This window comes from Streptomyces sp. NPDC006435 (assembly GCF_040612315.1).
Taxonomy (GTDB): domain Bacteria; phylum Actinomycetota; class Actinomycetes; order Streptomycetales; family Streptomycetaceae; genus Streptomyces.
The window spans coordinates 25,354-52,234 of sequence record NZ_JBEXPY010000052.1 but is presented as its reverse complement, the minus strand read 5'-3'; the positions used below and the strand labels follow the sequence as shown (position 1 = coordinate 52,234).

At 71.0% G+C, this 26,881-nt stretch carries 15 protein-coding genes and 2 pseudogenes; 7 read left to right on the top strand and 10 right to left on the bottom strand.

Going from position 1 to position 26,881, the window contains the following annotated elements; genetic code table 11:
- The 3 genes from ABZZ04_RS33610 to ABZZ04_RS33600 all read right to left on the bottom strand — a co-directional run.
- Positions 1-4,784 (bottom strand): amino acid adenylation domain-containing protein (locus tag ABZZ04_RS33610; RefSeq protein ID WP_356936010.1); only part of this gene is annotated, 4,784 nt, incomplete at its 3' end.
- Positions 4,785-5,189: 405 nt separating this feature from the next.
- Positions 5,190-5,408, bottom strand: a complete 219-nt coding sequence (locus ABZZ04_RS33605) for an MbtH family protein (protein WP_356936009.1) — start codon at positions 5,406-5,408, stop codon at positions 5,190-5,192.
- Between the two features lie 1,027 nt (positions 5,409-6,435).
- Positions 6,436-7,035, bottom strand: a complete 600-nt coding sequence (locus ABZZ04_RS33600; protein ID WP_356936008.1) for a DNA-binding protein — start codon at positions 7,033-7,035, stop codon at positions 6,436-6,438.
- Between the two features lie 102 nt (positions 7,036-7,137).
- Between ABZZ04_RS33600 and ABZZ04_RS33595 the strand changes: the two genes are divergently transcribed.
- The 4 genes and pseudogenes from ABZZ04_RS33595 to ABZZ04_RS33580 form a co-directional block, all read left to right on the top strand.
- On the top strand, positions 7,138-7,587 hold the full coding sequence (locus tag ABZZ04_RS33595; protein WP_356936007.1) for a hypothetical protein: 450 nt from the start codon (positions 7,138-7,140) through the stop codon (positions 7,585-7,587).
- A 35-nt stretch (positions 7,588-7,622) separates the two neighbouring features.
- Positions 7,623-8,777 (top strand): serine/threonine-protein kinase, encoded by a 1,155-nt coding sequence (locus ABZZ04_RS33590; RefSeq protein ID WP_356936006.1) that lies wholly within the window; start codon positions 7,623-7,625, stop codon positions 8,775-8,777.
- A 262-nt stretch (positions 8,778-9,039) separates the two neighbouring features.
- A pseudogene (locus ABZZ04_RS33585) lies at positions 9,040-9,254 on the top strand (ABC transporter ATP-binding protein); the annotation flags it as partial.
- Positions 9,250-9,919, top strand: a pseudogene (locus ABZZ04_RS33580) (Fe3+-hydroxamate ABC transporter); the annotation flags it as partial. The pseudogenes ABZZ04_RS33585 and ABZZ04_RS33580, both read left to right, overlap by 5 nt.
- A gap of 347 nt (positions 9,920-10,266) precedes the next feature.
- Here ABZZ04_RS33580 and ABZZ04_RS33575 read toward each other — a convergent pair.
- The 4 genes from ABZZ04_RS33575 to ABZZ04_RS33560 form a co-directional block, all read right to left on the bottom strand.
- Entirely contained in the window at positions 10,267-10,983 is a 717-nt protein-coding gene (locus ABZZ04_RS33575; protein ID WP_356936005.1) for a zf-HC2 domain-containing protein, read from the bottom strand.
- A complete protein-coding gene (locus ABZZ04_RS33570) occupies positions 10,980-11,549 on the bottom strand; it encodes a sigma-70 family RNA polymerase sigma factor (RefSeq protein ID WP_356936004.1) in 570 nt (189 codons plus the stop codon). The genes ABZZ04_RS33575 and ABZZ04_RS33570 overlap by 4 nt, the downstream gene beginning before the upstream one ends.
- 118 nt (positions 11,550-11,667) lie before the next feature.
- A complete protein-coding gene (locus tag ABZZ04_RS33565) occupies positions 11,668-12,669 on the bottom strand; it encodes a DUF1996 domain-containing protein (protein ID WP_356936003.1) in 1,002 nt (333 codons plus the stop codon).
- 88 nt (positions 12,670-12,757) lie between these two features.
- Positions 12,758-13,687 (bottom strand): CHRD domain-containing protein, encoded by a 930-nt coding sequence (locus ABZZ04_RS33560; RefSeq protein WP_356936002.1) that lies wholly within the window; start codon positions 13,685-13,687, stop codon positions 12,758-12,760.
- Positions 13,688-13,894: 207 nt separating this feature from the next.
- Between ABZZ04_RS33560 and ABZZ04_RS33555 the strand changes: the two genes are divergently transcribed.
- The 3 genes from ABZZ04_RS33555 (at position 13,895) to ABZZ04_RS33545 (ending at position 15,529) form a co-directional block, all read left to right on the top strand.
- Positions 13,895-14,374, top strand: coding sequence for a hypothetical protein (locus tag ABZZ04_RS33555; RefSeq protein WP_356936001.1), 480 nt, complete (start codon positions 13,895-13,897; stop codon positions 14,372-14,374).
- Positions 14,375-14,491: 117 nt separating this feature from the next.
- Positions 14,492-14,824, top strand: coding sequence for a hypothetical protein (locus tag ABZZ04_RS33550; protein WP_356936000.1), 333 nt, complete (start codon positions 14,492-14,494; stop codon positions 14,822-14,824).
- 78 nt (positions 14,825-14,902) lie between these two features.
- Positions 14,903-15,529: a hypothetical protein gene (locus ABZZ04_RS33545; RefSeq protein ID WP_356935999.1), complete on the top strand. Its 627-nt coding sequence runs from the start codon at positions 14,903-14,905 to the stop codon at positions 15,527-15,529.
- A 213-nt stretch (positions 15,530-15,742) separates the two neighbouring features.
- Here ABZZ04_RS33545 and ABZZ04_RS33540 read toward each other — a convergent pair whose 3' ends face one another.
- The 3 genes from ABZZ04_RS33540 to ABZZ04_RS33530 all read right to left on the bottom strand — a co-directional run bounded on the left by ABZZ04_RS33540 (position 15,743) and on the right by ABZZ04_RS33530 (position 26,698).
- Positions 15,743-20,131 carry an FtsK/SpoIIIE domain-containing protein gene (locus ABZZ04_RS33540; RefSeq protein ID WP_356935998.1) on the bottom strand — a complete coding sequence of 1,463 codons (4,389 nt, stop codon included), beginning with the start codon at positions 20,129-20,131 and terminating at the stop codon, positions 15,743-15,745.
- Positions 20,132-20,226: 95 nt separating this feature from the next.
- Positions 20,227-20,523 (bottom strand): hypothetical protein, encoded by a 297-nt coding sequence (locus tag ABZZ04_RS33535; RefSeq protein WP_356935997.1) that lies wholly within the window; start codon positions 20,521-20,523, stop codon positions 20,227-20,229.
- A gap of 97 nt (positions 20,524-20,620) precedes the next feature.
- Entirely contained in the window at positions 20,621-26,698 is a 6,078-nt protein-coding gene (locus ABZZ04_RS33530; protein WP_356935996.1) for a hypothetical protein, read from the bottom strand.
- Positions 26,699-26,881: the final 183 nt, after the last annotated feature.

Sequence of the window (26,881 nt, the reverse complement as noted above, 5' to 3'; positions counted from 1 at the left end):
AACCCCACCACACCCCCGGCAGACCGGGGCAACGCCACACCCACCAACACCCCGGGACCGGCCCCACGCGCCACCAACAACCGCGCCAGACGACCGGCCCGGTCCATCACCTCCCCGTACGACAACCCCACCCCACCCGACACCAACGCCACGTCATCCGGCGCCGCACCCACCCGGGCACCGAACAACCCGGGCCAGCAACCACCCTCCGCCCCACCACCGAACACCGGACCCCGGCCCGCCTCGAGAACCCCGCGCCGCTCGTCCCCCGACAGCACGTCCACCGAGCCGATCGCCACATCCGCGTCCCCGACCACCACCGACAACAGACGCAACCACCGCTCCACCACCGACTCGACCGTCGCCGCATCGAACAGATCCGAGCTGTACTCCACGAACCCGTCGAGCCCGTCCAGCCCACCGTCGACCGCCCACCGCTCACTCAGGCTGAAGAACATGTCGGCGCGGGCCGCACCGGCGCCCACCAGGGCCGCTTCGACGCCGAGGCCGGGCAGGTCGAACCGGGCCGTCGGCGAGTTCTGCAGCACGAGTGCGGTCTGGAACAGCGGGTGGCGGCCTGCCGAGCGCGTGGGGTTGAGCTCCTCCACCAGGTACTCGAACGGGACGTCCTGGTTCTCGAAGGCGTCCAGTGTCGTGGCCCGTACGCGCTTCAGGAGCTCCGCGAAGGTGGGGTCGCCAGAGGTGTCCGTGCGCAGGACGAGCGTGTTCACGAACAGCCCGACGGCGTCGTCGAGCGCCTGATCCGTCCGGCCGGCGATGGCACAGCCCAGCGGGATGTCGGTGCCCGCACCGAGCCGGTGGAAGAGGGCCGCGAGGCCCGCCTGGAGGACCATGTAGAGGCTTGCGCCACTGCGCCGGGCGAGATCGGCGAGGCCCTGGTGCAGCTCGGGGGCGATGCGGAACTCGAACATGTCGCCGCGGTGGGACTCCACCGCGGGGCGCGGCCGGTCGGTGGGCAGGTCCAGCTGGTCCGGAAGTCCGGCCAGGGCCTCGCGCCAGTAGGCGACCTGCTCGGCCAGGCGGCTGTCCGGGTCCGTGGCGTCACCGAGCAGCCTGCGCTGCCACAGCGTGTAGTCGGCGTACTGCACGGGCAGTTCGGGCCTGTGGCGTTCGCCGCCGCCGTGGCGCGCCCGATAGGCGTCGGTGAGGTCCTGGGCGAACGGGCTGAGCGACCAGCCGTCGGCCGCGATGTGGTGGATCAGGACCAGGAGGACGTGCTTGGTCGGTCCCTCGCTGAACAGCTCCGCGCGCAGCGGGGTTTCGACCGACAGGTCGAAGGCGTGCCGTGCACGCTCGCGAACCATGGTGTCGAGTTCGGCCCGGTCCGCCACGTCGGTGACGGGCAGCGGCACGTCGGCCGTCGGCCGGATCACCTGCCTGGGCACCCCGCCGACCGGCGGGAAGACCGTGCGGAGGCTCTCGTGCCTGGCCACCACATCGGCGAGGGCGAGACGCAGGGCGGTGCGGTCGAGCGTGCCGGAGAGTTCCAGGACGAGCGGCATGTTGTACGTGGGGCTGGGCCCCTCGAGCCGGTGCAGGAACCACAGCCGTTGCTGGGCGAAGGAGAGCGGGATGTCCTGGGGCCGTGCGACCGGGGTCAGCTCCGGCCTGGTGACGTCCCCTTCGGTCAGCCGTCCGGCCAGTTCGGCAACGGTCGAGGACTCGAAGAGCGCCCGGATCTCCAGCTCCACGCCGAGTTCCGCGCGCACCCGGCCGATCAGCCTGCCGGCCAGCAGCGAATGCCCGCCGAGGGCGAAGAAGTCGTCGTCGACACCGACGCGGGCCACCCCCAGCACCTCGGCGAACAGACCGCAGAGGATCTCCTCCCGGGGGCCGCGCGGCTCGCGGCCGCCGCCGGCCGCCGCTTCGGCGGGCGCGGGCAGCGCCTTGCGGTCGAGCTTGCCGTTGTGCGAGAGCGGCAGCTCGTCCAGGACGACCAGCGCGGCAGGCACCATGTAGTCGGGGAGGTACCGGGCCAGATGCGTCTTGACCTCGACCGGGTCGACCGGTGTCTCGCCGCTCGGCACGACGTAGCCGACCAGCCGTTCGTCCCCCGGCTGGTCGTGCCGCACGACCACGGCGGCGTGCCCCACCGAGGCGTGCTGGGCCAGGGCGGTCTCGATCTCGCCCGGCTCGATGCGGAAGCCTCGCAGCTTCACCTGGTCGTCGGTGCGGCCGAGGAACTCCAGGGCGCCGTCCGCGCGCAGCCGCGCAAGGTCACCGGTGCGGTACATGCGGCCGCCGGGCTCGCCGAAGGGGTCGGCGACGAACCGGCCCGCGGTCAGCTCCTGGCGGCGCAGATAGCCGCGGGCCACCTGGTCACCCGCGATGTAGAGCTCTCCCGTCATGCCCTGCGGTACGGGCGACAGATGCTGGTCCAGCACGTACAGCCGTGTGTTGGTCACTGCGCGGCCGATGGGTACGACCGTGGCGTCGGGCTCCGGGGCACACTGCCAGGAGGTGACGTCGACGGACGCCTCGGTGGGGCCGTAGAGGTTGTGCAGTTCGACGCCGTCGTTGCGGAAGGTGGTCAGGAAGCTGTCCTGGAGGTCGACGGAGAGCGCCTCGCCGCTACAGATGACCCGGCGCAGTACGGTGGCGCAGTCGGCGGCACCGGGGTCGCCGAGGAAGGCCCGCAGCATGGACGGCACGAAGTGGATGGTGGTGATCCGCTCGCTCCGGACGAGGCGGGTCAGATAGGCGGCGTCGCGGTGCCCGTCGGGCTTGGCCAGGACCAGGACGGCCCCGGTGGCCAGTGGCCAGAAGAACTCCCAGACGGAGACGTCGAATCCGGCCGGGGTCTTCTGCAGGACGCGGTCGTCGGGGGTGAGCCCGTACTGCTCCTGCATCCAGTGGAGCCGGTTGACGATGCCGCGGTGCGGTACCACCACGCCCTTGGGGCGGCCCGTCGAACCGGAGGTGTAGATCACGTACGCGGCGTGGTCGGGGGCCGGCGCAACGGCTGTCCGGCGGCGGGCGGCCGAATCGGCCGCCGGGTCCGCCGCGGCGCACGGGCCGTCCAGCGAGAGCGTCGTGACGGGCACGGCGGGCAGGCCCGCGGCGATGCGCTCGTGGGTCAGCAGCAGGACGGGGCGTGCGTCGTCCAGCATGTGGCGCAGGCGTTCGGCGGGCAGGCCGGGGTCGACCGGCAGATAGGCGGCGCCCGTCTTCAGCACGGCGAGCAGCGAGACGACGAGGTCCGTCGAACGGGGCAGTGCCACCGCCACCACGTCCTCGGGCCCGACGCCGCGTTCGGCGAGGGCGTGGGCGAGGCCGTCGGCCCGCTCGTCCAGCTGGGCGTAGGTGAGTTCCTGGCCGTCGCTGCGCAGAGCGGGCGCGTCGGGGGTGCGCGAGGTCTGTGCCTCGAACAGTTCGTGCAGGGTGGCCGGTGGTACGTCGACGGAGGCTCCCGTGCCCGCAGCGAGCGCCTCGGACCGCTCCTGTGCTGTGCTCAACTCCAGGGCGCGGACCGGTTTTTCGGGCGTGGCGGCGACGGATTTCAGGACGTGCACCAGCCGGTCGCTGTGGGCGTTCACGTCCTGTGCGCTGTGCGTACGGGCGTCGGCGACGACGTCCATGCGGAATCCCGCGCCGTCCGAGCGGTCCCAGACGAGTACGGACAGCCGGCCGATCATGCCGGGGCCGACGTTGTGCACGGTCGCCCGGCTGTCGCCGAAGGCCACTTCGTAGGAGAACGGGATCATGTTGGCGAACGGTGCGAAGCCGCGGGCGATGCCGCCGCTCAGCCCGAGCGCGCGGACGACTTCCTCGCCCCGGTGGCGCTGGTGCGCCATGATCTCCCTGATCCCTGACGAGACCTGGGCCACCACGGCGCCCAGCGTCATGTCGGGTTCGACGGTCAGCCGCAGCGGCAGCACGTTCGACGCCATCGCCGGAACACGCTGTGCGCGCGAGTCCGGGCGTGCCGGAACGGGCGTGCCGATGACGATGTCCCGCTCACCGGTCAACCGGTGCAGATAGACGGCTGTCGCGGCGATCAGGACGCGTGGCCAGCGCACGCTCTCGGTGTCCGCCACCTCCCGAAGGGCCTCGCTGTCCTCGGCGGACAGCTGCACGGTCCTGCGGTGAATCGCACCGGGCTCCGCCGTGCCGGACGCCGAACCTCCCAGGTCCACGGGGCCGTTCCACCCGGCGAGGCGGTCGGCCCAGAAGTCTCGGTCGCGGTCGAAGTCCTCGGAGGACCGGTAGGCGGCATCGGCGCTCAGCAGTTCGGCGAGCGGGAGGAACGGAGTGTCGGGGACCTGCTCGCCACGGAGCAGAGCCGTGTACACCTCGGGCACCCGTCGCGCTATCAGCGACATCGCGAACTGGTCCATGACGGCGTGGTGGTAGCCGTGGTACCAGAAGTGCCGGTCCTCGGCGAGTCTGAGCAGGCCGTGGTTGAAAAGCGGTGGGTGCGCGAGGTCGAAGGGGCGCTTCATCTGTTCCCGCAGCCACGTGTCGGCCGCGGCGTCGGGGGCGTCGTCCGAGCCGAAGTCCTCGTACGACAGCTCCCACGGGAAGTCCCGTAAGACGACCTGCCGCGGTCCTTCTGCCGTCTCGACGAGACGGACCTGGAGGGTCTCGGCCTCCGACATGGTCCGCCGCAGGGCGGCCTCGAAAAGGCCCCGGTCCAATGGCCCGCGAATTTCAAGGTATTCGGATGCAATATAGGTGGACGTACCCGGCAGGACCTGCTCTGCGAACCAGACCTCACGCTGTGCCGCGGAGAGTTGCAGGTAGCTTTCGTCGTGCGTGGACACGTGCACTCCAATACCATTCTCAGTGGTGCATCTGTAAATAACTGGATTTACCCACGGAGAACTGCAGGCTTGCGCGAATTGCAATTCCCTGAAATTTCGGAACGGAACCGATGAACCTTGACCATCCCGATGGACCTTAACCACCTCGGTGGAACGGTCAGCGCGCGAACGAATTCGCCTGCGAACGCGCAGCCGACACGCGGGACGACACGGAAAACTTCATGCTCATAATCCGGATCCGGGCAGGCCGAAGCCACGGGGGAACACATCACAGTGCCCTGCCCGCAAAAAATTAAAAGTGTGATGAAAAAATTCCACGTCGCGCAGCCCCGGCCACGCGTGCCCACCGCCCATCGCTCCGGGCGTGCGGCGCGGCCGAAGCCTCGCGGTTCGCGGACCTGGGGCTCAGCCTCTGCCGCCCTCCATGGCCTCGATGAGGCTCTTCGGGCGCATGTCGGTCCAGTTGGCCTCTACAAAGTCGATGCAGGCCTGCCGGCTGTCGTCGCCGAACTCAACTCTCCAGCCGGCGGGCACGGCCGCGAAGGCCGGCCAAAGTGAATGCTGATTCTCTTCGTTGACAAGAACGTAGAAGCTGCCATCGGAATCTTCGAACGGGTTGCTCACTCTGTTCCTTCGTCTCGTCGTTCAGGCACGCCGTGCTCGGTACGAAAAGGTCAGGGGCACATGAAAAGAACAGGGTGAATTCGGCATCCGAAAAAGCCGGCCGGAACCATCGGAACGTATGTCGATGTCATACCAAAAACCCCCGCTGAGCGCACGAAACCCGACCGGCCTTAACTGATTGGCCATTGACGACCAAGCCGGCTGGGAAATCATCACCGTATGCTTCGAACTTTAGTTTGACAATAAAATTCTCCCTTGGGGGCACCGGCATGTCAAGGACGATCTTGACGCAGAACCGCAGTTGGCCAGAAAGGAACCTTTACCGGTCCATCGGATCCGCTCGGCACCACCGGCGCCCGAGGGCGTGGCCGACCGCGGATCCCCCGCGCTTGAGCGGTTGACGGGCTCCGGACAGACACCCGACGTCCGCCACAGGCCGCCGACGTGTTTCGGATTCGACCACATCGTTGGCTCGATCAGAACGCACCCGACAGTCCGACCACCCCGCCCCGGGCGCGCCTTCACACCACGCCCTGGACCAACATCCGGCTCGATCGGCCACGGAAACCCAACTTCCTTGCGATCAGCACGCGCCGCGCCCCGCCGCGCCCCCGCAGATCTCCAGGGCCTTGGATTCCCACCACGTCCGCGCCATCGGGCGCTCGTTCATGAACCCGCAGCCGCCATCGGGCCCCATCTCCCGGCGTCGAGTCGCCGGTTCACGGATCGGGCAGCACACGCGCACGGCGGACGGGTCGATCGCCGACGGACGGACAAGCACACAACGCCTCCGGCAGGCATGGCAGATCCTGGTTGTGACACCTCCCGCCAGGAGATTCATCGCGTTGCGGAGTCACCCGGCCGGCGGACTCCCCCACTCGTGCCGGAATCGGCTCACCACGTCGACGACCCGGCACACCCCTCGGCTGCGACCCCAACGCCGATCCGGCCACGGAGGCCGTCCGCGGGGCGGAAGAGTCCCGAGGGTGGTCGGTGATGCGGCTCGCCGACCACCGGCAGCACTCCTTCAGGAGCCTGCGCGACGGCCGTCGGCGTCGTGTCCGGCACCGAGCCGACGGACGAGGTTCACGGCCTCGTCGGTTCTTCCCGCGCCACAGGTGCGGAGGATGTCGGCGAGGCCGGGGTGCTCGGGTTCGAGGAGGGTCGCGGCCGCCAGGATCTCCGCGGCACCGGCACGGGAGTTGAGCAGATCGCGCAGCCGCAGGGCGAACTGCGCATCCGGGTCCGGCCCGGCGGTGGCCGCTGCCGGACGGGGAGGGGCGGGCGGGAGCGAGGCGGTGCCCAGCGAGTCCTGGCCGGGGGTTCGACTGGTCCTGATGGTCGCCAGGGTCTCGCGCGCGGTCGCGGCCGGTACGGTGCCGGCGCGGACGTCGTGGGCGAGGCGGAGCACCGCCGAGAGGCGGGCCGCGGCGTCGGGGTTGGCGATCCGGGCGCGCTGGGCACGCATGACGAGGCTGAGCATGGCCGGCGAGACCCCGAGGATCTCCGCGAGGCCGGACTGGGTCACCGCGAACAGGGTGCACAGATCCCGGCAGAGTTCACCGAGCGGAGCGCCGTACCACTGGCGCTGGAGTTCTTGGTTGCGCGTCGTGGCGGCCTGGTCCATGAGGACACCCTACGAGCGATTTTTACACTTGTCAAAGAAGGTTTTCATGTGTCAATCTCTCGTCCGGAAGCCCGACCACCCTCGAACTGACGGGATGTCATCGTGTCCTGGACGCGCACCACTTCGCTCGCCGCCGTCGCCGCCCTCGCAGTACTCGGCCTGACCGCCTGCGGCAGCGACGGCGGCGAAACCGAAGGCTCCGGCAAGCCCGCCGTCACCGCCCCCGCAGCTCCGGACGCCGCCTCCGGAGACACGGACGCCTCTTCGGACGACACCACCGCCTCCGGCGTGAAGGCCCCGGACGACCTGCCCGCCGGCCTGCCACTGCCGAAGGGGGAACTCACTTCCGTGACCGGGGGCAAGAACGCGTACGTCCTCACGTACCGTACGGACGACCCCGAGGCCACGCTCGACGCCTACCGGTCCTCCCTCGAAGGCGCCCAGTACACCGTGGTCGACATCGGCGGCACGTTCACCGCCAGCTCCGGCACGACCGCCGTGCAGATCACCACCACCACCGACACCGTGATCCTCACGCTCGCCGGCGCCTGACACCGGCGCACCCGTGCGCCGGTACGCTACGGCGCATGGAAGCAGGGGCGATGCTCGCCGACCGGTACCGGTTGCTCGCGCCGATCGCGCGCGGCGCCCAGGGCACGGTCTGGCGGGCCGTGGACACGCGTCGCGGCGAGGACGTGGCGGTGAAGGTCACCGGCGGCGCCGACGTCGAGTCGCTGCTGCGGCTCGTGTGCGAGCAGTCGGTGCGCATCGGGCATCCCCACGTCCTCGCCCCCGTCGACTGGTTCGTCCGCGACGGCGAGGCCTGGCTGGTGCTGCCCCTGGTCCGCGGCGGCACGCTCGCCGGACTCCTCGCCGACTACGGGGAACTGCCGCCCGCCGTGGGCCTGCTCCTGGCCGAACAGCTCCTGGACGCGCTCGTCGCGGTACATGCCGCCGGTCTCGTGCACCGTGACGTCAAACCCTCGAACGTCCTGCTCGCCGCGACCGGGACCGCCCGCCCCCACGCCTGCCTCGGCGACTTCGGCATCGCCCGCGTCCTGCCCCACCTCCGGCTCACCGCTCCCGCCTTCGTCCCGGGCACGCCCGACTACCTCGCCCCCGAGATCCGTGCCGGGGCCGACAGCTCCCCCGCCCAGGACGTCTACGCCGCCGGGCTCGTACTGCGCGCCCTGGGCGCCCCGCCGGCGCTGCTCGCCGCCATGACCGCGGAGCGGCCCGAGCACCGGCCCACCGCCATGGCGGCCCGCGACGCGATCGCCGCCGCCCGCGTCGCCCTCGGGCCCGAGAGCTGGCCCCTGCAGTGGCAGGACGAACCCTTCATCGTCCCCGACCAGCTCGGCGACGCACCCGTCCCCGACCGGCTCGGCGACACCCCTCTCCCCGTCCCCGACCGGCCCTCCCGCCGCCGACGCCCATGGGTGGCCCTCACCGTCGGCGCCGCACTCCTCGCGGGCATCGCCACGGCGGCAGTGCTGATCGGCGGCAAGCCCGGCAGCCCCACCACACCCGGCGGGAGCGGCCCGTCGGGCGCCCCCACCCGCACCGTTCCCCCCGACGCCGAGCGCGGTCCCGCCGACCCCGAAGGGCCTGCCGCCTTCAACTCCTGCCCCGCGGATCAGGAGTACGGCGTCGCCTTCAGCCCCGAGGGCTACGCCCTGTCGTGCGCGCACGTTCCCGGCACACGACGCTACGAATGGCAGCCGATCACTCCCGAGGACTGACCGCGGCCGTTCCTTCCCGGCCTCTGCCGAGGCGCGTACGACGTCGGCACAGGCCTTGGATGCACTTGCCCGCATGGTCGAATCGTCCCGTAATGGCGCGAGCTCCGGGATGTGGCGGCGCGAAGCGGGCACCGTGGCGCGCCGGGCCGAGGAGCTTCCGGGGCGGGCGACGGCTCCCTTCGCCACCCTCGCCGAATCGCAGGTTCCTCCCGTTCCCACGGAATGGGCGCCGCACTCGCACGATCTGTACGAGCCCGTCCGGGTGCGCGGCCTCGTCGAGGAACACGGCGACGCGGTGGGCATCGTGCTGCACGACCTCGGCCACGCCTCCCGCGTCGCGGACACGCTGGTCCTCATGCGGTCCGGCCTCGTGCACGCGGCGGGACCGCCCGTCGACGTCCTCACCACGGAGAACATCGGCGAGGTCTACGACATCCGCGTCGAGGTCGAAGTGGCCCCCGTACGGGCCACCTTCGCGGCGAAGCCCGACCTCGCCGTCGTGGAGGCTTTCAGGGCCGACGACGAGACCATCGAGAAGCCGGAGAAGCGGGGCGTGCCGGTGCCGGCCACGCTGGGGGCGGATCCGGCCGACCCGATCAAGAACATGCAGAACGTGTTCGGCACGATCGGCGAGGCCACGGGTAGCACCGAGCGGGCCGACCTGGTGCTCCAGGAGTTCGACGGGCACCTCGCCCCGGCCAAGAAGCGGGTGACCTCCGCCGGTCTGCCGACGAAGGACTTCCTGTTCTTCGACGGATGGCTCCAGGGTGGCAACCTCACCGTCCGCCCCTACGGCGAGGGCGCCCTGTTCACCGCGACAGGCGAAGAGCTCGGCATGACCCCGCCTGGACCGAAGACGTCAACAAGGCTCACGGGAACGGGGCGTCGCCCCCTCCCACGGCCTTGTGCAGACCGATGCAGAAGGGCTCACCGCGGTGGGAAGGGCCAACCTCTTCCACGCCGACGACGAGGGGGCGGGAGGATACGTCGCGGCGCTGGAGAAGAACCCGATCCGTGAGTCGCTCCCGGCCGTGAAGGAAGGCCGCGCACACGCGTTCCCGGCGCGGTTGTGGGGCGCGGGCGGTCCGCGTTCCTGCGAGCAGGCGATCGACGCGTACGTCGACGTGCTCGACAAGAAGTGAACGCCCGGCAAGAGGCGGACGCCCGGCGAGAGGTGGACACGCCGCGGGCATCGGTACCCGGACGGAAGCCGGAGCCGCGCACCGATCGCGGCCGCGGTTCCACCGGGGCGGCCGTCCTCTGGTGCTCCCTCCCGTCGGGGTCCTTCCGCCGAATAGGCCCGGGAAGAAGGCCGGGGCAGTGCGGATCGCAAAGAGGCCGGACCGGTCGCGGGCGGTCTCCGGGATCGGCAGTCGCACCGAACGATTTACGGTCCCTGCCCGGGGCGGGTCACGATCCGCGTCCGGATCCGTGCCGTCGTCATCGACGACGGCACGGCGGCGCGTACCGCGTTACCGGCCCCGGGGGTTCAGACCCTGACCGACACGTACTCCTTGCCCTTGTCGTTCTCGATCACGACCTTCTGCACGTCGGCCATGGGAACGGCCGCCGAGCCGTCGAGGTTGGCGCCCTTCTTCCCGTCGGCGACGAGCCAACTGCCCGCGATCTCGCGACTGCCGTCCTTCGCCACGACCACCACACGGCAGCGCTCGCCCGCCGGGATGCCCGTGACCGAGGCGTTGAGGCGGATCCAGTCGACGGCCGGGGTCACCCGCAGCCTCATCTCGCTGCCGGTCGAAACGCTGCGGCCCTCAAGGACCTTCATGCCGCCCGGCTGCGTCGGTGGCACGGTGGCGGTGACCACGGGGGCCGGGGGGGTGGCCTCCGGAGCGCGTTCCCCGGTGCTCCGGCCGATCAGGACGCCGCCGCCGAGGACGGCCGCCGCCGCGACCGCGGCGACCGCGCCCAGGACCGCTCTTCGCCGCAGCGTCTGCCCGGCACGTTCCCTGCGGACCTGCCTCAGCGTGCGCTGCAGCAACAGGTCACCGCCTTCCGGCGGCCCGTCGAGGAACGCCTCCGGGGGTACTTCGCCGAGTGCGGACTCCATCTCCCGCAGCTCGTCCAGTTCGTCGCGGCACTTCTGGCACGACGCCATGTGTTCGTCGACGGTTCGCACCTCCTGCTCATCGAGTGCGCCGAGGACATAGGCGCCGAGCAGTTCGCTGTCGTGTTCCTTGATACTCACACCGCCACCCCCTTCAACGCCACGATCTCCACTGCCTTCGGTCTGTCCGCGTACACGTCCCGCAGGGCCTTCAACGCATAGTGTGAACGGGACTTGACCGTCCCGGGTGGTATCCCGAGGGCCTTCGCCGCCTCGGCGACGCTCCTGCCCTGGAAGTAGATCTCCATGAGCACGTCCCGGTGGTCCGGCGAGAGCCGGTCGAGCGCCTCCATGACGACCATCGAGTCGACCACGGCGTCCGCGTGGTCCTGCTCGACGGGCTGTGTGGTCACCGACTCGGCGACCTCCGTGGGACGCGCGGCCCTGGCCCGGTACCGGTCCGTGATGATGTTGCGGGCCACGGTGAGCAGCCAACCACGCACCGATCCCTTGCCGTTGACCAGGGCGTCCGGGTGTTTCCAGGCCCGGATCAGGGTTTCCTGGACCACGTCCTCAGCAGCGCTGCGGTCGCCGGTCAGACGCTGTGCGTACGCGAGCAGGGCCCTGCCGTGTTCCTCGTGGAGGGACCGGATCAGTGCCTCGTCCCCGGTGTCCTGTCTCCGGCTGCGGGACCACAATGCCGCCATCCATTTCTCCGTCCTCTCCTGGGCCGACGCGCTGAACACGGACGGCGGGCCGGACCGGTTCAACACCGGGGCGATGTGAGCCGAATCACGGAGGGGCGGGGGGCGAACGGGGCCCCGGTCACCCCGTCCCGCACTGCCGGTCCTCGTTGATGCAGCGCACCAGTTCCGCCATTCGGTCCTCGGGCATCACGTTCACGAACATCGCGTGGTCGGTGACCGGATCACGCAGTTGCTCCGGGAACGAGTCGACGGCGAACGGCGTGCCCTCCGGGAGGTCGTAGGTGAGGGTGACGCGCAGTTGCGGCACCGGGAACGTGGCCCGCGGGCAGGTGCCGTCGGCGGCGGGGAACTGTGCGTGCGCGCGGTGGTCGGGGCTGTCGGTGGCGAGGCCGTTCCAACAGCTCGGGAAGTCCAGGGTGCGGGTCGGCCCGCTGCCCGGCGGGCAGAGCGCGTAGTCGCGGGTGAACCGGTCCGGGTAGCCGGAGCAGCCCCACTGGGCGCGGGCGTTCCCGCTGTCCGTGGTGGCCGCGACCGGGTCGCCCGTGATCAGTCGTATGAAGCGGGGCATGCCGACGACCGAGCTGACGGGGTTGCCGCGGAACTCCACCCGCACCGAGGAGGCGGTGACGATCTCGCCGGTGTTGCCGTGGGCTCCCCCGCCCGGCTCGTGGGCGTCGTGGCCCGTGCGGTCGAGGCGGCGCAGCACCGGCCAGTAGTAGGTGGACCGGTCGCCGCCCGCGCAGGTGGTGTCGGCGGCGGCCAGACTCCGGTCGGTGGACAGGGCGTTGGTGGAGAGATTGCCGACGTAGTCGTGGGTGTGGTGGGCGCCGTTCACGACGCCCGGGGAGATCACGACGTTGTCCATGTTGTAGTGGCCCTGTTCGTTGCGGCCGCATTCGACGGTGTAGGAGCCGGTGGACGCGTCGGGTCCGGCAGCGGGAGCCCGGGGCTGCGGGACGGTCCCGATGTCCACGTACTTGTCGTCGGCGGGCACGCCGGACACCGTGGCGGCCCTGCCGGCGCCGAACAACGTGACGCCCAGGAACACGATCAGCCCGAGCGTCACGGGCAGAACCCCCCAGAACAGACGGGAGTTGGGGAAGGACAGCTTGATCCGCACGGAAGCAGGGTGACACCGGGGGCCGGGGCAATCAAGGCTGCCCGCACGCCACCCGCGAAACCTCCGTGAACCCTCTCGCCGGTGAACGTCAGTGGAACAACTGCCCCCGTACGGCGCCGTCGGGAAACTCCCGGGTGTGCACATTCGAGTAGAAGCCTGTCGGGCTCCCCTTGAGGCGGGCGATCACCTCGGCGTCGGGGACACCGACGCTTCCCGAGATCGCGAAGACGTTCTTCGGCACGGGAGAGACGAACAGCGGGAGCCGTACGTCGCCGTTCTCGCCGAGCACCCCCTCGTGGATGTGTCCGGCCAGCGGTGCCCCGATGTTCACCCAGGCCATGGAGTAGTCGACGCGGTCCGTCCTCGGGTGCAGGAACGTGGTGCTGTGTCCGTCCGGGTCGCCCGCCCTGCCGGGGTCCTCGGCCGGTACCTCCTGGCCGCCGTCCGCGAGCGCGCGCAACCTGCCGCCCCTGATGATGCTGAGCGGGTTCACCGGCTTCTCCAGGATCCGGAGCCGGCCGCGCACCGCGCCGCGGGGGAACTCCTCGGAGTGCAGGTCGATGGAGAAGTCTCCGGGGTCGGTGCGCAGCCGTCGGGCGAGCGCCGCGGAGGACACCGAGGTCTGCCCGGCGGCGGAGTTCACCGAGGCGGGCATGACCGTGCCGAACAGCTCGGCCTTCATCCCGCCGCGGCTGCCGGGCCGGCCCTGATGGAGGTGGCCGCTCGTCGGCCTGCCGACGCCGTTCCAGGTGAGGGCGAAGGTGACCCGGTCGCCCTTGACCTTGACGAGCGCGACGGCCTTGCCGTCCCGGTCGCCCCCGGTGGGCCCGTCCTGGTCGCCGGTGAGCCGGGCGACGAGGGATACGGCCGGTGCCCGCGCCGCCTCGGCGGCGGCCGTCGAGATCCCGGCGCCACCGGATCCCCTGGTTTCGGGGCCGTCCTCGGCCGACGCCGGGACCGTACCGGCGAAGCCGGCGACGAGCACGGCGACGCCCGCCGCAACAGTGAGCCTGCGCATGTCTGTCGTCCTTCCGGGAGTGGGGCTTCCAGTCGGGCCCTACGCGTCGACGAACGGACGGATCGTCCGAACGGTTCAACGCCGCTCGCGATCCCGGTCGCCGGGGGCCGGAGCGCCGCACGCTGAACCCGAAGGGCGGACGACACGTGTGGGCCGCGGGGGAAATCGCCCCGCCGCGTTCCACGACGTACGAGAGAGGTCATCACCATGCGTGCACGCAAGGCTCTGTTCGCGATCCCGCTGGCCCTGGGGCTTGTCGCCTGCGGTACCGGGGGCAACAGCGACACCAGCAGCACCGGCGGCGGCAGGAAGCCGGGCAGGACGGCGCCCGGTACCGAGGTCACCGTGGCGGACGTCGGGCTCGGCTCCATCCTGGTCGACGGTCAGGGCCGCACCCTGTACGCCTTCACCAGGGACAAGGAGGCCACCAGCAACTGCGACGCGGAGTGCATCGCCGTGTGGCCCGCGCTGACCGGCCCCTCCCCCGCCACCGCGGGCAAGGGCGTCGAGAGGTCTCTGCTGCGCGGGGCGAAGCAGTCGGGGGGTGCCGTGCAGGTCACGTACGGGGACTGGCCGCTGTACTACTACGTCGGTGACATGGCGCCCGGTGACGTCAACGGGCAGGGCCTGGACGGCGAGTGGTTCGCCGTGTCGCCCGACGGAAAGCTCGTCCGCAGGTCCGTGTGAGCCCGATTGCTGTCCCGTACTCCCTTGCTCCGGTGGGTCGTTGAACCGTTCCGCGTCCACGGTCGTGTGGAGCGGGACGGGATGTGCCCGCCGGACCACGTGTACGAGGGAGGAGCCTTGGCCGAGATCGAGATGCCGGGAGACGAGGTGCAACGTCTCGGTGAACTGCTGGGCCGGGTGGTGGAGCTCATCGACACCCGGCCGTCGGGCTACAACCCCGCGGACGTCGGCCCGCCGCTGGTGCGCCCCGGAACCGACTTCGACGAAGCGTGGAAGGACGGGCGCGTGCAGGTCAAGCGGAACAGCAAGGACCTCAAGGACGGCTGCGACGCCATCGTGAAGGCCTTCGCCGAATTCGACACCGGGATGGGCTCTTCCCTGAAGGAGGGCGGTCAGGGCACCGGCGGCGACCCGACACCCTCCGGGGGCGGCGCCCGGCCGGCCTCCTAGGGAGGCGGCCTCGTCGCTCCCCCTGCCCGCCCGGCCCTGCCCGGGCCCGGCCCGAAACGAACTGAGGAGAACGGTCCCATGACCACTGGTTCGCACGCCTTCGGGATCGCCGTCCCGGAGAACTGGACGGAGTACGACCTGCACGGCGACACACTCGCCGAGCGCCGCGCCGAGATGCTGCGGCACGCCCCGCAGAAGGAGACCCGGGACGCCGTCAACCACACGTTCCGCAGCGCGCGTCGCATCATGGAGGGCGCCCGCATGCGCGGCGCCGTCTATGCGGCGGGCACCACCGCCATGTACGAGGACGGCCTGCTGATGGCCGGGCTCATGGTGTTCAGCGTGAAGCCGCCGCCCGGTGAGGACTTCTCCGCGAAGGGCATCAACGAGCAGTTCTCGGCTGCCGGGGGCCGCCGCCGCGAGGGCACCGACCGGACCCTCACGACGGTGACGCTGCCGGGTGTCGGTCCGGTCGGCCGAATGTCCGGCATCGAGGAGACGGAGATCTCCGACGGCATCTCGTACAAGATGGTGGTGACGCACACGTTCGTGCCGGTTCCCGGTGGTGAGCGGGTCCTGATCATCACCTGCTTCAGCCCGAACATCCCGCTCGCCGAGCCGCTGTGCGACCTCTTCGACGCCATCACCTCGACGTTCGCCTTCGAGGAGGAGGTTCCGGTGGCCGTCGGTGCGGCGGCCACCTGAGCGGATCCGGTATCGCGGAGGGCCCGGCCGTTCCTGGGAGGAACGGCCGGGCCCTCCGCATGCGCATGTGGCGAGGACAGTGTGTGCCGAAGGCCGTGTGTGCCGAGGACAGTGTGTGCCGAAGGCCGGAAGGCCTCCGCTCCCCCGGTGAGCGGAGGGGAGCGGAGGCCTTCCGGCCCTGCCCTGTGGAGCGGCGGCACGCCGTGCTGCCGGTCAGTCCACCGTCGTCGCGGGCACGCGGACCGTGGTGAAGCGGCCGTCGCCGAGCTGCAGATGGGCGCGGCCGGGTTCACTGTCCTGGCCCATCAGACCGCGTGGCAGTCGGGCACCGACGAGTTCGCCGTCGCCCATCAGGCGGGGCGCGAGCAGGGCGCCGCAGCGGTTGCGGCGGACGGCGGCCTGCCAGCCGCCGATGCCGCCGAGCAGCGCCTCGTTGTTGCCGGCCACGATCAGGCCCCAGCCGTCCCCGGCGCTGCCTCGGGCGAGCGCGACGAAGTCGGTGTCGAGCTCGGAATTGATCATCATCTCGGCGTCGTCGACGAGGATGGCTCCGGCGGGGCTGTCCACCTTGCCGAGCGCGGTTCGGAAGTCGGCGACCGCGACGTCGGCGTCGGTGAAGACCTCCACGACGCCGGGCTGTCCGGCGAGGCCGCGCAGCGGTGAATTGCGCGGTGCGATCACCACGATCTTCGTGCCCGACCCGGTCAGCGACTTCGCCATGGTGAGCAGCACCGTGCTGCGGCCGGACCTCGGCGGGCCGGCGACCACGAAGGACGGCACCTGTGACAGGTCGGTGCCGATGGCGGCGAGTTCGTCGCCGCCGACGCCGACCATCGCCCACAGCGGGGAGGTGTTCCGCGGCCTGCGGGCGAGGGCCTCCGCGAAGTCCAGCTCGTCGGGGAGCACGTCCACCCGGAACGGCCTGCGCTCGGCGGGTACGTCGGCGTCGCGTTCCGCGACCCGTTCGGCGAGTGCGTCGAGTGCCCGGGCCTGGCCCGCGCCGGTGGCGTCGGTGCCGTCGGGGCCGGGGATCAACGCGACCTGGGCGCTGTCGGTGTCCTTGGCGAGGACGCCCCGGCCGGCCGGGAGTTCCTCGGGGACGTTGCGGGCGTTGAGGCCCACCATGGAGTAGTCGGCGCGGTCGTTGAGGCGCAGGACCAGCTTGTCCTCGGTGGAGGCGGAGAACCGGCTCTGGCCGAGGATGCGGTCGCCGGACAGGACCAGGTGCACTCCGACGCTCGCGCCCTCGCGCATCAGGAGGGTCATGGCGTCCATCAGGCTGCCCTGGTCGTAGCTGGCGAAGTCCCGCTCGAATGCCTCGAACCGGTCGACGAGCAGCAGGACGTGCGGGGGCCGCTCCGCCTCGGGCAGGGTGCGGCGCAGCTCGGTGAGGTCGGCGACGCCCCGCCTGCCGAGGAGTTCACGGCGTCGTCCGACCTCGGCGACCAGGCGGTTCAGGAGGCGGGCCACCCGCTCGATCTGGCCCCGGTCCACCACCGCGCCGCAGTGCGGCAGTCCGCCGAGGACCTGGAGGGCTCCGTTGCCGCAGTCGAGGCCGTACAGGTGGACGTCGGCGCAGCCGTGGGCGCCGGTGAGAGCGGCGGCGAGGGTGCGCAGCGTCTGGGACCGGCCGCTGCGCGGTGAGCCGACGATGTACAGGTGGCCCATTTCGTCCGGGTCGAAGGCGAGTTGGCGCTGTGTCTGCTCGGTGGGGACGTCGACGAGGCCGTACGCCACCGGGGTGAGCCGGCCGTCCTCGGTCGCCCCGGGAGGCGTGGGCAGGTCGGTGAGGGTGAGGGTTTCGGGCAGCGGGGGCAGCCAGGGGCGGCGGGCGGGCGGTACGGAGAGCCGGGTGGCCGCGTCGCGTACCGCGTCGACCAGTACCGACAGGTCGGTGACCGGCTGGAAGGTGTCCTCCTGGGCGTCCGGCCTCGGTATCGGGGCGCCGAGGGCCTCCCAATGGAGTTCGGTGAGCACCGGCGCCGGGCGGTCCTCGTCCGCGGCCGATGTGTCGAGGCGTCGGCCGCCGATCCGGCCGGTCTGGAACGGGAGCAGCGCCGCGTGGCCGAGTCTGGCGTGGGCGCGGCCGGGGGTGCGGGGCGAGAGCTGCCCGGAGTCGGGGGCGTCGATGATGTCGCGGCTCTCGCCGGTGTCGGTGGTGCGCAGGGCGATCCGCAGGTTGGTGTTGGCGCGGATGTCGGCGGTGACCGCGCCGGAGGGCCGCTGGGTGGCGAGGATCAGGTGGATGCCGAGGGAGCGGCCCCGCTGGGCGATGTTGACGAGTCCGGAGACGAAGTCGGGGAGTTCGCGCACCATCGACGCGAACTCGTCGATGACGAGGACGAGCCGGGCCATGGGGGCGAGTTCGGGGCGGCGGGTGCGCTTCTCGGTGTAGTCGTCGATGTCCTTGGCCCCGGCCTCGGCGAGGATGTGCTCGCGTCGCTTGAGTTCGGCGCCGAGGGAGACCAGGGCCCGCCCCACGAGGTGGGTGTCCAGGTCGGTGACCATGCCGACGGTGTGCGGCAGGTCCTCGCACTCGGCGAAGGCGCTGCCGCCCTTGTAGTCGACGAGGACGAAGTTCAGCTCGTCGGGCCGGTTGGCGACGGCGAGGCTCGCCACCAGGGACTGGAGCAGTTCGGACTTGCCGGATCCGGTGGTGCCCGCGATCAGGCCGTGCGGCCCGTCGGCAGCCAGATCGACGGCGAACGGGCCGTCCACGCCCTCGCCGATGACGGCGCGGGTGCTGCGGGCGGCGATCACCCAGCGCGCGGCGACGGCGTCGGGGGTGGGTGGTTCGAGGCCGAGTACGTCGAGGAGCCGGGCGGAGGCGGGCAGCAGGTTCTCGTCGGCGTCGTCGCCCACGTCGCGGATCGGCGCGAGCGCGCGGGCCACGCCCACGCACCAGGAGCGGGTCGGTGCGTCCATGCGGACCTCGTCGACGGGGTCGGCGTTGTCCTGCTCGGCTCGCAGCCACTCCGGTCCGGCCACGGCCACCGCGCCGCACTCCTCGGGCAGGAGCCGGGCCTCGTCGTCCACGCACAGCGCGTACACACCGACGGCCGGCCCGTCGCGGAGGATCTGGATGACGCCGGGCAGGGAGCGCAGTCTGCGGGCGCCGTCGAGGACCACCAGGACGTCGGGTTCGCCCACGGCGCCGCCGCGCGGTGCCCGGTCGCCGGCCTGTCGGCGGGCGGCGATCACGGCGGTGAGTTCCGCGATGCGGCGGCCCACGGACTCGGCGCTCGCGCCGACCAGGGAGATGGTGTCCTCGCCGAGCGGCGCGCAGTGCGGCAGCCAGTGCACCCAGGACCAGCGGTCCGCGCCACCCGTGCCGGACAGTATGCAGATCCGCAGGTCGGATGGGCTGTGCAGGACGGCGGCCTGGGCGATCAGCCAGCGCACCAGCGGCTCGGCGATGTCGCCTCCGGCGACGCCCATGACGCCGCAGGTGCGCAGCGGCACGGTCACGGGAACGGAGTGCGTGATGCGGTCGACCCTGCGGCGGTGTTCCGGCTCGGCGGGGTCCTGGAGTTCCACGTAGGCGGGGCGGTCGGCGACGCCGAGCCTCATCAGCAGGAAGTCGTCGTCGCGCCGGCGGCGCTCCCACAGCCGCTGTCGCGGGCCGGTGGCGATCAGGAGGGCCGATGCCGGGTCCGGGGCGGCCAGGCGGCGGGCGTGCTGCTCGGCGAGCACCGCCTCGTCCACGTCCTGTTCCAGGGCGGCCTTCTTCTCCTCGTACTCCTTGAGCTGCTCCTCGTGACTCTCCTTGCCCCGGCGCTTGTTGGAGAACTGGGAGACGAGGGCGACGACCGGGGAGAGGACACCGAAGATCAGGAACCTGGGGTTGTCGAAGATGACGAACGAGACGGTGGCCATCATCAGCGGCGCGAAGATCAGCACGAGCTGGAGCTTGTTGCGGGTGGGTCTGCCTGGCGGCACGGGGAGCTGGAAGCGGTTGTCGACGAGTGGGGGCAGCAGCCGGGGCGGCCGGTTGTAGTCGAGTCCCACGCCGTCGGCGGAGGGCTGGAGGGCGGCGTCGGGCACGGAGGGCGCGGCCAGTTCGAGCAGGGCCGGGCCGACGGTGAGGACGCCGCCGAGCGGCCAGTCCGTCCAGTCCCGCGTCTCGGTGCCGTCCCGGGTGACGCCGTCCTGTTCGACGGAGCGTACGGTCGCGGTGCCGTCGGCGTGCACCTTCAGGCATGCCGCGGTCCTCGCGAGCCCTTCGGCGCGGAGCTGGATGCGGCAGGACGCGGCGGAGCCGATCTCGTAGTCGCCGGGCGACAGCCGGAGCACCACGCCGGCGTCGGCGCCGCCGATGCCGCGCAGTTCCACGACGCCGTCCGGCTCCGGGCCCGCCTCGGGTGCGGGGGCGTCCAGGGACAGCAGGCTGCCGGAGCGCAGGGCGGCGGCGGCCATCGGGCGGTCGGCGGGGAGCGGGGTGGCCCCGTGGTACAGGACGGGCGGTGTGTCCGGGGTGCCGCCGCGCAGCCGCCGGTGCAGTTGCGCGGCGAGTTCGCCCGCGGGGGCCTCGGGGTCGGCCTCGATCATGATGTCCGCGGTCTGACCCTGCTCCGGGTCGACGGCGGTGACGGTCAGACGCATCGTCAGTGCTCCTTGGGCACGGGGGTCGCCAGGGGTGCGGGACATCGGCCGGGCCGGACCGGCGAGGGGCCGGCCAGGCCGATGTTCCGGCGGGGTCACTTGCGGAGGCTCGAACCCATCTCGGAGTCGAACTGGGTCATGCCCTCGCCGTACTTCTTGATGTACTCGGAGATGCCGGTGAGGCCCTCGGTGACCTTGCCGTAGTTGTCCGTGTACTCCTGCACGAAGGGCTGGAAGTCGTTCCTCGCCGACGGCGTGTTGTAGCCGTCGGCGGTGAGTGCGTCCAGGTCGGACTTGATCTTGTTGAGCTGGGCGACCGCGATCTCGTACTCGTTCATGGTCTGCGTGGCGCAGGCGTTGGTCTTCTCGTCGTTGACGATGTAATCGGCCATCGGGATGTCTCCTGTTTCCGAGTCGATGGTGCGGAAGGTTGTTCCATGGGCCGTTCGTGGACCCGTGCCCCACACACGAGGGGTGCGGTCATTCGGTTCAGACCTTGATGGGGACTTCTTCCGGCGGATTCGCCAGATCGGTGTCCTGGTTGGAGTTGACGGCTCCGATGGTTTTCGTGGGAATCGAGGAGAGGGGCACCTCGGGTCCCTTGGTCTTGAATCCGTGGTCGTTCTCGATCTTCTTGCCGGCCAGCGAATTGCCCACGCCGTAGCCGAGTTTGATGCCCGCGTTCTCCGCGGTGGTCTGCGCGTCGGCACCCTTGGCCCCCACCTCGTAGCCGAAGTTGACGAGTTGGCCGACGGTGCCCTTGAGGATGCTGGTGAGGGCCTCGTAGCCGTATTCGTGGAGCTCGGTGACGGAGGTGGGACCGCCCGCGTGGGCGTAGTAGTCGTGGATCGGGGTGTGCTGCTCGTTGAAGGAGCCGTTGGCGTCGATCTCGGTGAGGGTCTTGCCGTTGGCGTCCTTCACCTGTACGGAACCGTTGTTGTTGACCTTGACGTCGAACGTGGCCGGGTTGCCGTTGGCGTCGGTCGTGGTGACGGTGCCTTCCACGCCGTCCTTGGTGACGGTGAAGGTGGTGTTCTCGCCGCCCGCGGTGTTGCTGAACGTGGTGGTTCCGTCCGGGTTCTGCGTGATGGTGACGTTGCCCGCCTGGTCGGTGGTGGTGGCGGCGCCGTTGGCGAAGGTGGTGGTGGCGCCGCCGCCGGCGGGGGTGACGGCGGGTGCCGTGCCCGGCCCGCCGGTGACGGTGGTGTTGTTGCTGAAGGTGATCTGCGGGGGTCCGGCGGGCCCCTCCTGTCCTGCTCCGGGTTGCGCCGTCTGGGCCACGCCGGGCCCGGTGAGGCTGCCGTCGGATCCGACGGTCACCTTGTCGCCGGGCTGGTTGCTGCCGGGTACGGACACGTCGAAGGTGCCGTCGCCGTTGGCCTTCACGTCGAACGGGCCGCCGTGGACGGTGGAGCCGTCCTTGCCGCCGACCGGGATGTCCGCGGAGGGACCGCCGGTGTTGCCGCCGACCGTGAAGGTCTCGGGGCCCGGCGCGGGGCCGCGGTCGTAGGGGTTGTGCGGACCGTCCAGGATGTCGGACTTCTGGCCCGGCGTACCGGCGTTCTCCCCGTCGCCGGGGCTCTTGCCGAAGGTGGTGTTGTTGGTGTCGATGCCGGTGTTGCCGCCATGGAAGCCGTCGTGGTGGACGACCGGGCCGCCGCCGGGGGTGGGCACGGTGATGCCGCTGTTGCCGTCGCCGGTGACGGTGCTGATGGTGGTGTCGCCGGGGTTGTTTCCGATGGGGTTGCCCGCCGTGTCGATCGGAAGGTTGGTGACCGGGTCGAGATGGGTGCCGGAGGGGCCGAGGCCGGTGACACCGCCGGGTGCGAAGGTGCCGGTGGCCGGTCCGTACGTGACGGAGAACTCGCCGTCGGGTCCGTCCGCGTTCGGGCCGTGCACGACGGTGCTGCCGGGCTCGTGGACCGGGTCGGCGCCGTGTGTGGTGATCGTGGGTCCGTTCGGGCCGTTGGACAGGGTGTTCTGGCCGCCGGTCATCTCCGGCGAGCCGAACAGGCCCCAGCCCTCCTGCTGCGGGGTGTTCACGGTCACCTGGGTGTTGGTGCCGGTGATGTCCGCGCCGCTCGGCGAGTTGTCGACCGTGGCCTGGCCGTTGTTGTCGACGGTGTGGCTGACGCCGGAGTCGTGGTGGACGGTGGTGGTGGCCGGGCCGTTGCCGTCGTTGCCGATGGTGGTCGTGAACCCGTCGTTGCTGAAGGTGGTGGTCTGTCCGTCCGTCGAGAGGGTGGCGCCGTTGGCGCTGGTGATCGTGCTGGGGGCCGGGTTGCCGCCCGCGGGGTTCGGGCGCGGCGGCACCTTCGCCTCGGCCCCGTCGGGGGTCTTCGTGGTGATCGTGCCGTCGGCGCCCGAGTTGACGGTCGTGGGCGGGCCGCCGGGTGTCTGGTGGTGGGTGACGGTGACGCCGCCGCCCGGGCTGACCGTGGTGTCGATGCCCTGGGTGCTGACGCCGTCGGTGCCGACATCGGCCTGCGCACCGGCGGCTCCGGTGTCGGTGAAGGTGGCCACGGGGTTGTTGTCGGCGTCGGTACCGGCGGTGATGGTGACCGGGCCGTTGGTGACGGTGCCGGTGTTGTCCACGCCGAAGTTGCCGTTGTTGTCGGCGACGGTGGTGCCGTTCGCCCCGGTGACGACGGTGCTGTTGGGGCCTGCCGGGGCGTTGTTGCTGATGGTGCCGTCGTTGTTGATCGTGCTGTTCGCGGTGTTGTTGCCGTTGACGTCCGTCTGGGCGCCGTTCGCCGTCAGGGTGGTGCTGCTGCCACCGGAGGTGGTGATCTGTGTCGGGGTGTCGCCGTCGGGCGGGTTGACGGTGACCGAGGCGGGCCCGCCCTGCGGCCCGACCGTGGTCGGACCGTTGCCGCCCGTACTGACCGACGTACCGTTCTGACTGACCGTCGTGACACCGCCCGGGCTCTGACCGACCTGGACCGGGTTGATGGTGCCCACGCTGCCGCCGGTGCCGTTCGGGCCGTGACTCGCCTGGATCGGACCGTTGCCGACGGTCGTGGTGCCCTTGTTGTCGACCATGATCGTGGTGTTGTCCGGACCGCCCGTGCTGACTGTCTGGGTGCCGGTTCCGCCGGGCGCGGACTTGGTGACGGTGCCGTCCTCGTGGACGCTGGTGGTGCTGCCGTCGGCGGTGGTGACCTGGGCGGGGTTGCCGCCCGAGGGCGGGTCGACGGTGACCGAGGCGGGCCCGCCCTGCGGCCCGACCGTGGTCGGACCGTTGCCGCCCGTACTGACCGACGTACCGTTCTGACTGACCGTCGTGACACCGCCCGGGCTCTGACCGACCTGGACCGGGTTGGCGGTGCCCACGCTGCCGCTGATGCCGTTCGGGCCGTGACTCGCCTGGATCGGGCCATTGCTGACGGTCGTGGTGCCGTTGCTGCCGACGGTCACCGTGGCGCCGTTCGGGCCGTGGACGGTGACCGAGTGGCCGCCGCCGCTGTTCACGGAGATGGTGGTGTTGCCCGCGTTCACCGGGTTTCCGGGGGTCGGCTGCGGCACGGCCGGCGGGACCGGGTTGCCCTGTGCGTCGTTGGCCGTGATGGTGCCGTCGGGAGCGACGTTGATCTCCTGGTCGCCGTGGGCGATGCTCGCCGAGCCGTCCTTGTCGACCGTGGTCGAGCCGCCGATGGTGACGCCGTCCGCGCCGTGGCTGATGCCGTCGACGTGGAACTTTCCGTTGGGGTTGATGGTGAACGCCGTGCCGTCCGGGGCGCTGAACTTGATGTCGAGCGGTGAGAATTCGGCCTTGCCGCCGGGGCCCGTTGCCGTACCGCCGCCCTTGCCGTCCGTGGTGATCCCGCCGACGGTGACGCCGCCGTCCGGGCCCGCCGAGACCTGCGGCTGACCGCCGGGCGGCGTCACGTCGAGGCCGCCGCCGGGCTTGGTGGTGACGGCGGTGCCGTCGGGGCCGGTGAAGGTGACCGGGGCCGTGCCGTTCGGGCCCACGGCGATGTCCCCGTTCGGGCCGACCGTGATCGGCGGCTGGGTGCCGGAGGGGTTCAGGTCGAACTTTCCCTGTGGGTTGACGGTGATCGTTCCGTTGTCGGGCGTGCTGAACTTGATTTCGGTGGGCGAGAACTCCACGTTCCCCCCGCCGCCGGTGGCCGTACCGCCGCCACCGCCGTCGGTCGTGATGTTGCCGGTGGTGACGGAGCCGTCCGGGCCGACCGAGACCGGCGGCCTGCCGTCGGGCGGGGTCACGTCGAGCGAGTTGTTCGGCCCGTTGAACTGCACCGTTTCGGGGGTGGGGCCGCCGGTGGCCACCGTGAATCCCGTGTTGTCGAGCGTGGTGGCGGCGCCGCCCGGCGTGGTGATGGTGGCGCCGCCGCCCGGCGGGATGCTGGTGCTGACGTTGGTGTCGGTGAAGATGACCGGGCCGCCCGCGTTGGCCGGGGGCAGGTTGACGTTCTGGCCGCCGGCGTCGCCGTTGACGACGCTCACGTTGCCGTTGTTGCCGACGGTGGCCTGTGTGCCGTCCGGCAGGGCGAATCCGCCTCCGGGGTTCCCCGTGTTGCCGCCCAGCGTGGTGTTGCCGAAGTTGATGTCGACGTTGCCGTCGGCGGGGTTGTGGGTCACCACCGGCTGGCCCGCCGGAGCACCGTTGAAGACCGAGTTGACACCGTTCTGGTTGTCCGTTCCGAGCCCACCGCCGTTCACCGTCGTGGAGCCGCCGTTGTCGGTCAGGGTGAGGCCGGCCGGGGTGGAGACCGTGTTGTTGTTCACGGTGAACTCCGGCGTGGGGCCGCCGCCGTCGCCGGACGAGCTGAACGTCGTGGTGCCGTCGGGCCCCTTGGAGACCTCGCCGAACGATCCCGAGGTCGTGAAGCCGCCGTTCGGGCCGAGCTCCGTGGAGAGCGTGGGCTTCTCCGACTGCGCGGGCGCGAACTCGCCGCCGAGCCCGCCGATGATCTTCTCCTTCGTGGTCGGGCCCTGGATCGGGGTGTCGATCGTCGTCGTGGTGCCGTTCGAGGTGATGACGTCCCCGTCCGGGCTCTTGATGGTGTTCGTGCCGTTCGCCGTCGTCGAGGTGAACCCGTCGGGTGTCGTGGTGGTCGTCGACGTCTCGGGCCCCGGGACTCCGAAGGGCAGGTCGTCGGGGGCCTCGACCTGGTCGGCCTTGGGGCCGGGCGGGGTGATCTTCGTCTCGGTCTTCGCGCCGTCCGGGGTCGTGACCTTCGTCTTGACCTCGCCCGTGGTGGGGTCCGACTTGGTCGTGCCGTTGATGCCGTGGAAGCCGGTCTTCTGCGCGCCCTTGGTGTCGACGAACAGGAGGTCGCCGGGTTTGAACCTGCCGTCGGTGAAACCGAAGGTGTTCGCGGAGAACGCCTTGTCGATGTTGCTCTTGAACTTGCCCTTGGTGGTGAAGGCGTCCTTGATGCTGGTGGCGAACTTCGTCCCGCCGAACAGGGTGAGGGCACCGGCCGTGGCGGCGCCGAGCGCGGCGCCCGTGGCGGCCGAGGCCGCGTCGAACTTCTTCCTGTCGACCACCGCCGTGATCCCGCTCGCCAGGAAGCCGAGGGAGAACTCGGTGGTCACATCGATCGCGAACTTGGCGCCGAGGGCCAGACCGGGGGACGCCTTGATGCCCACGAGCCCCTTGGACAGCGGGTCGATGATCTTGCGGACGAACGTCGAGTTCTTCAGGGCCGCCGAGACCGCCCCGGAGGCGGTCCCGACTCCCTTCCCCACCTTGGCCAGGAACGGCGCGAACTTCGCCAGTTTCCCCGCCGCCCCGACGATCTTCCCGAGCCCGCCGAGCAGCACGCCACCGGGTACGAGGGTGAGCAGGCCGATGACGATCTCACCGGCGTCGAGCTTGCCCTGCGAAACCATCCGGATGATCGAGACCGCGAACAGGATCCCGCCCAGGATGAGACCTATGACCGGGAAGAACACGGCGACGATGCCGATGATGACACCGGCGATGATCTCCACCAGCGGGTTGTCCGCGAGGAAGTCACCGAACTGCTTGATGAAGTCCCGTGCGGGGATTGCCTGTTCGGCGGCTTCGTCGAGGATGACCGTGGCCTTGTTCGATCCGTCCTCGCGCATCCGCTGCGCCGCCCTGCCGAGCTCCTCGGCGGCGGACAGCGCCTCCTTCGCGGCGCTCACCTCGCCCTGCTGCATCAGGTGGGCCTCGGCCTGTTCCGGGGTGGCGTCCTCGGCGAGGGCCGGGACCTCCGTCCTCGCGGTGGCGGCGACCTCCTGGCCCTGGTCGATGGCCCGGTCCAGCAGGTCCTGGGCGTCGGTCAGGGTGTTCGCGTACTCGTCGTAGGCGCCCGCGGCGGTACGGAAGGAATCCCGGGTCTTCTCCAGGAGCCCCGGCAGGTCCTTGGTGATGCGTGTCTTCAGGGCGTCCATCGCCTGGCCCTTGCCGCGGCGCAGCGCCCCGTCGGCGCGCAGCAGGTCGACCGCCTCGCCCGCCCCGTCGCCCAGCTCCTGATAGGTCCTGGCCAGTGTTCTGATCGCCTCCGGGTTCCCCGGGGTCGGGTCCTCACCGAACCCGAGCACCTCCCAGCCCGTGGTGTGCCGACGCGCCATTTCCAACTCCTCCCGACTACACGCCCGTTCGGCACCCCCTAACGGGGCGTCCCACGTTTTGGTTCAGCTCGTTGAACCGCTCCGGGGTTCCGCGCGTGTGACGGCCGACGCACCAGCGGTGCGCGTCACCAGGCCCCGTACGGAGGAGGACGAGAAAGATGCGCGACGCCCCGAGGACGACGA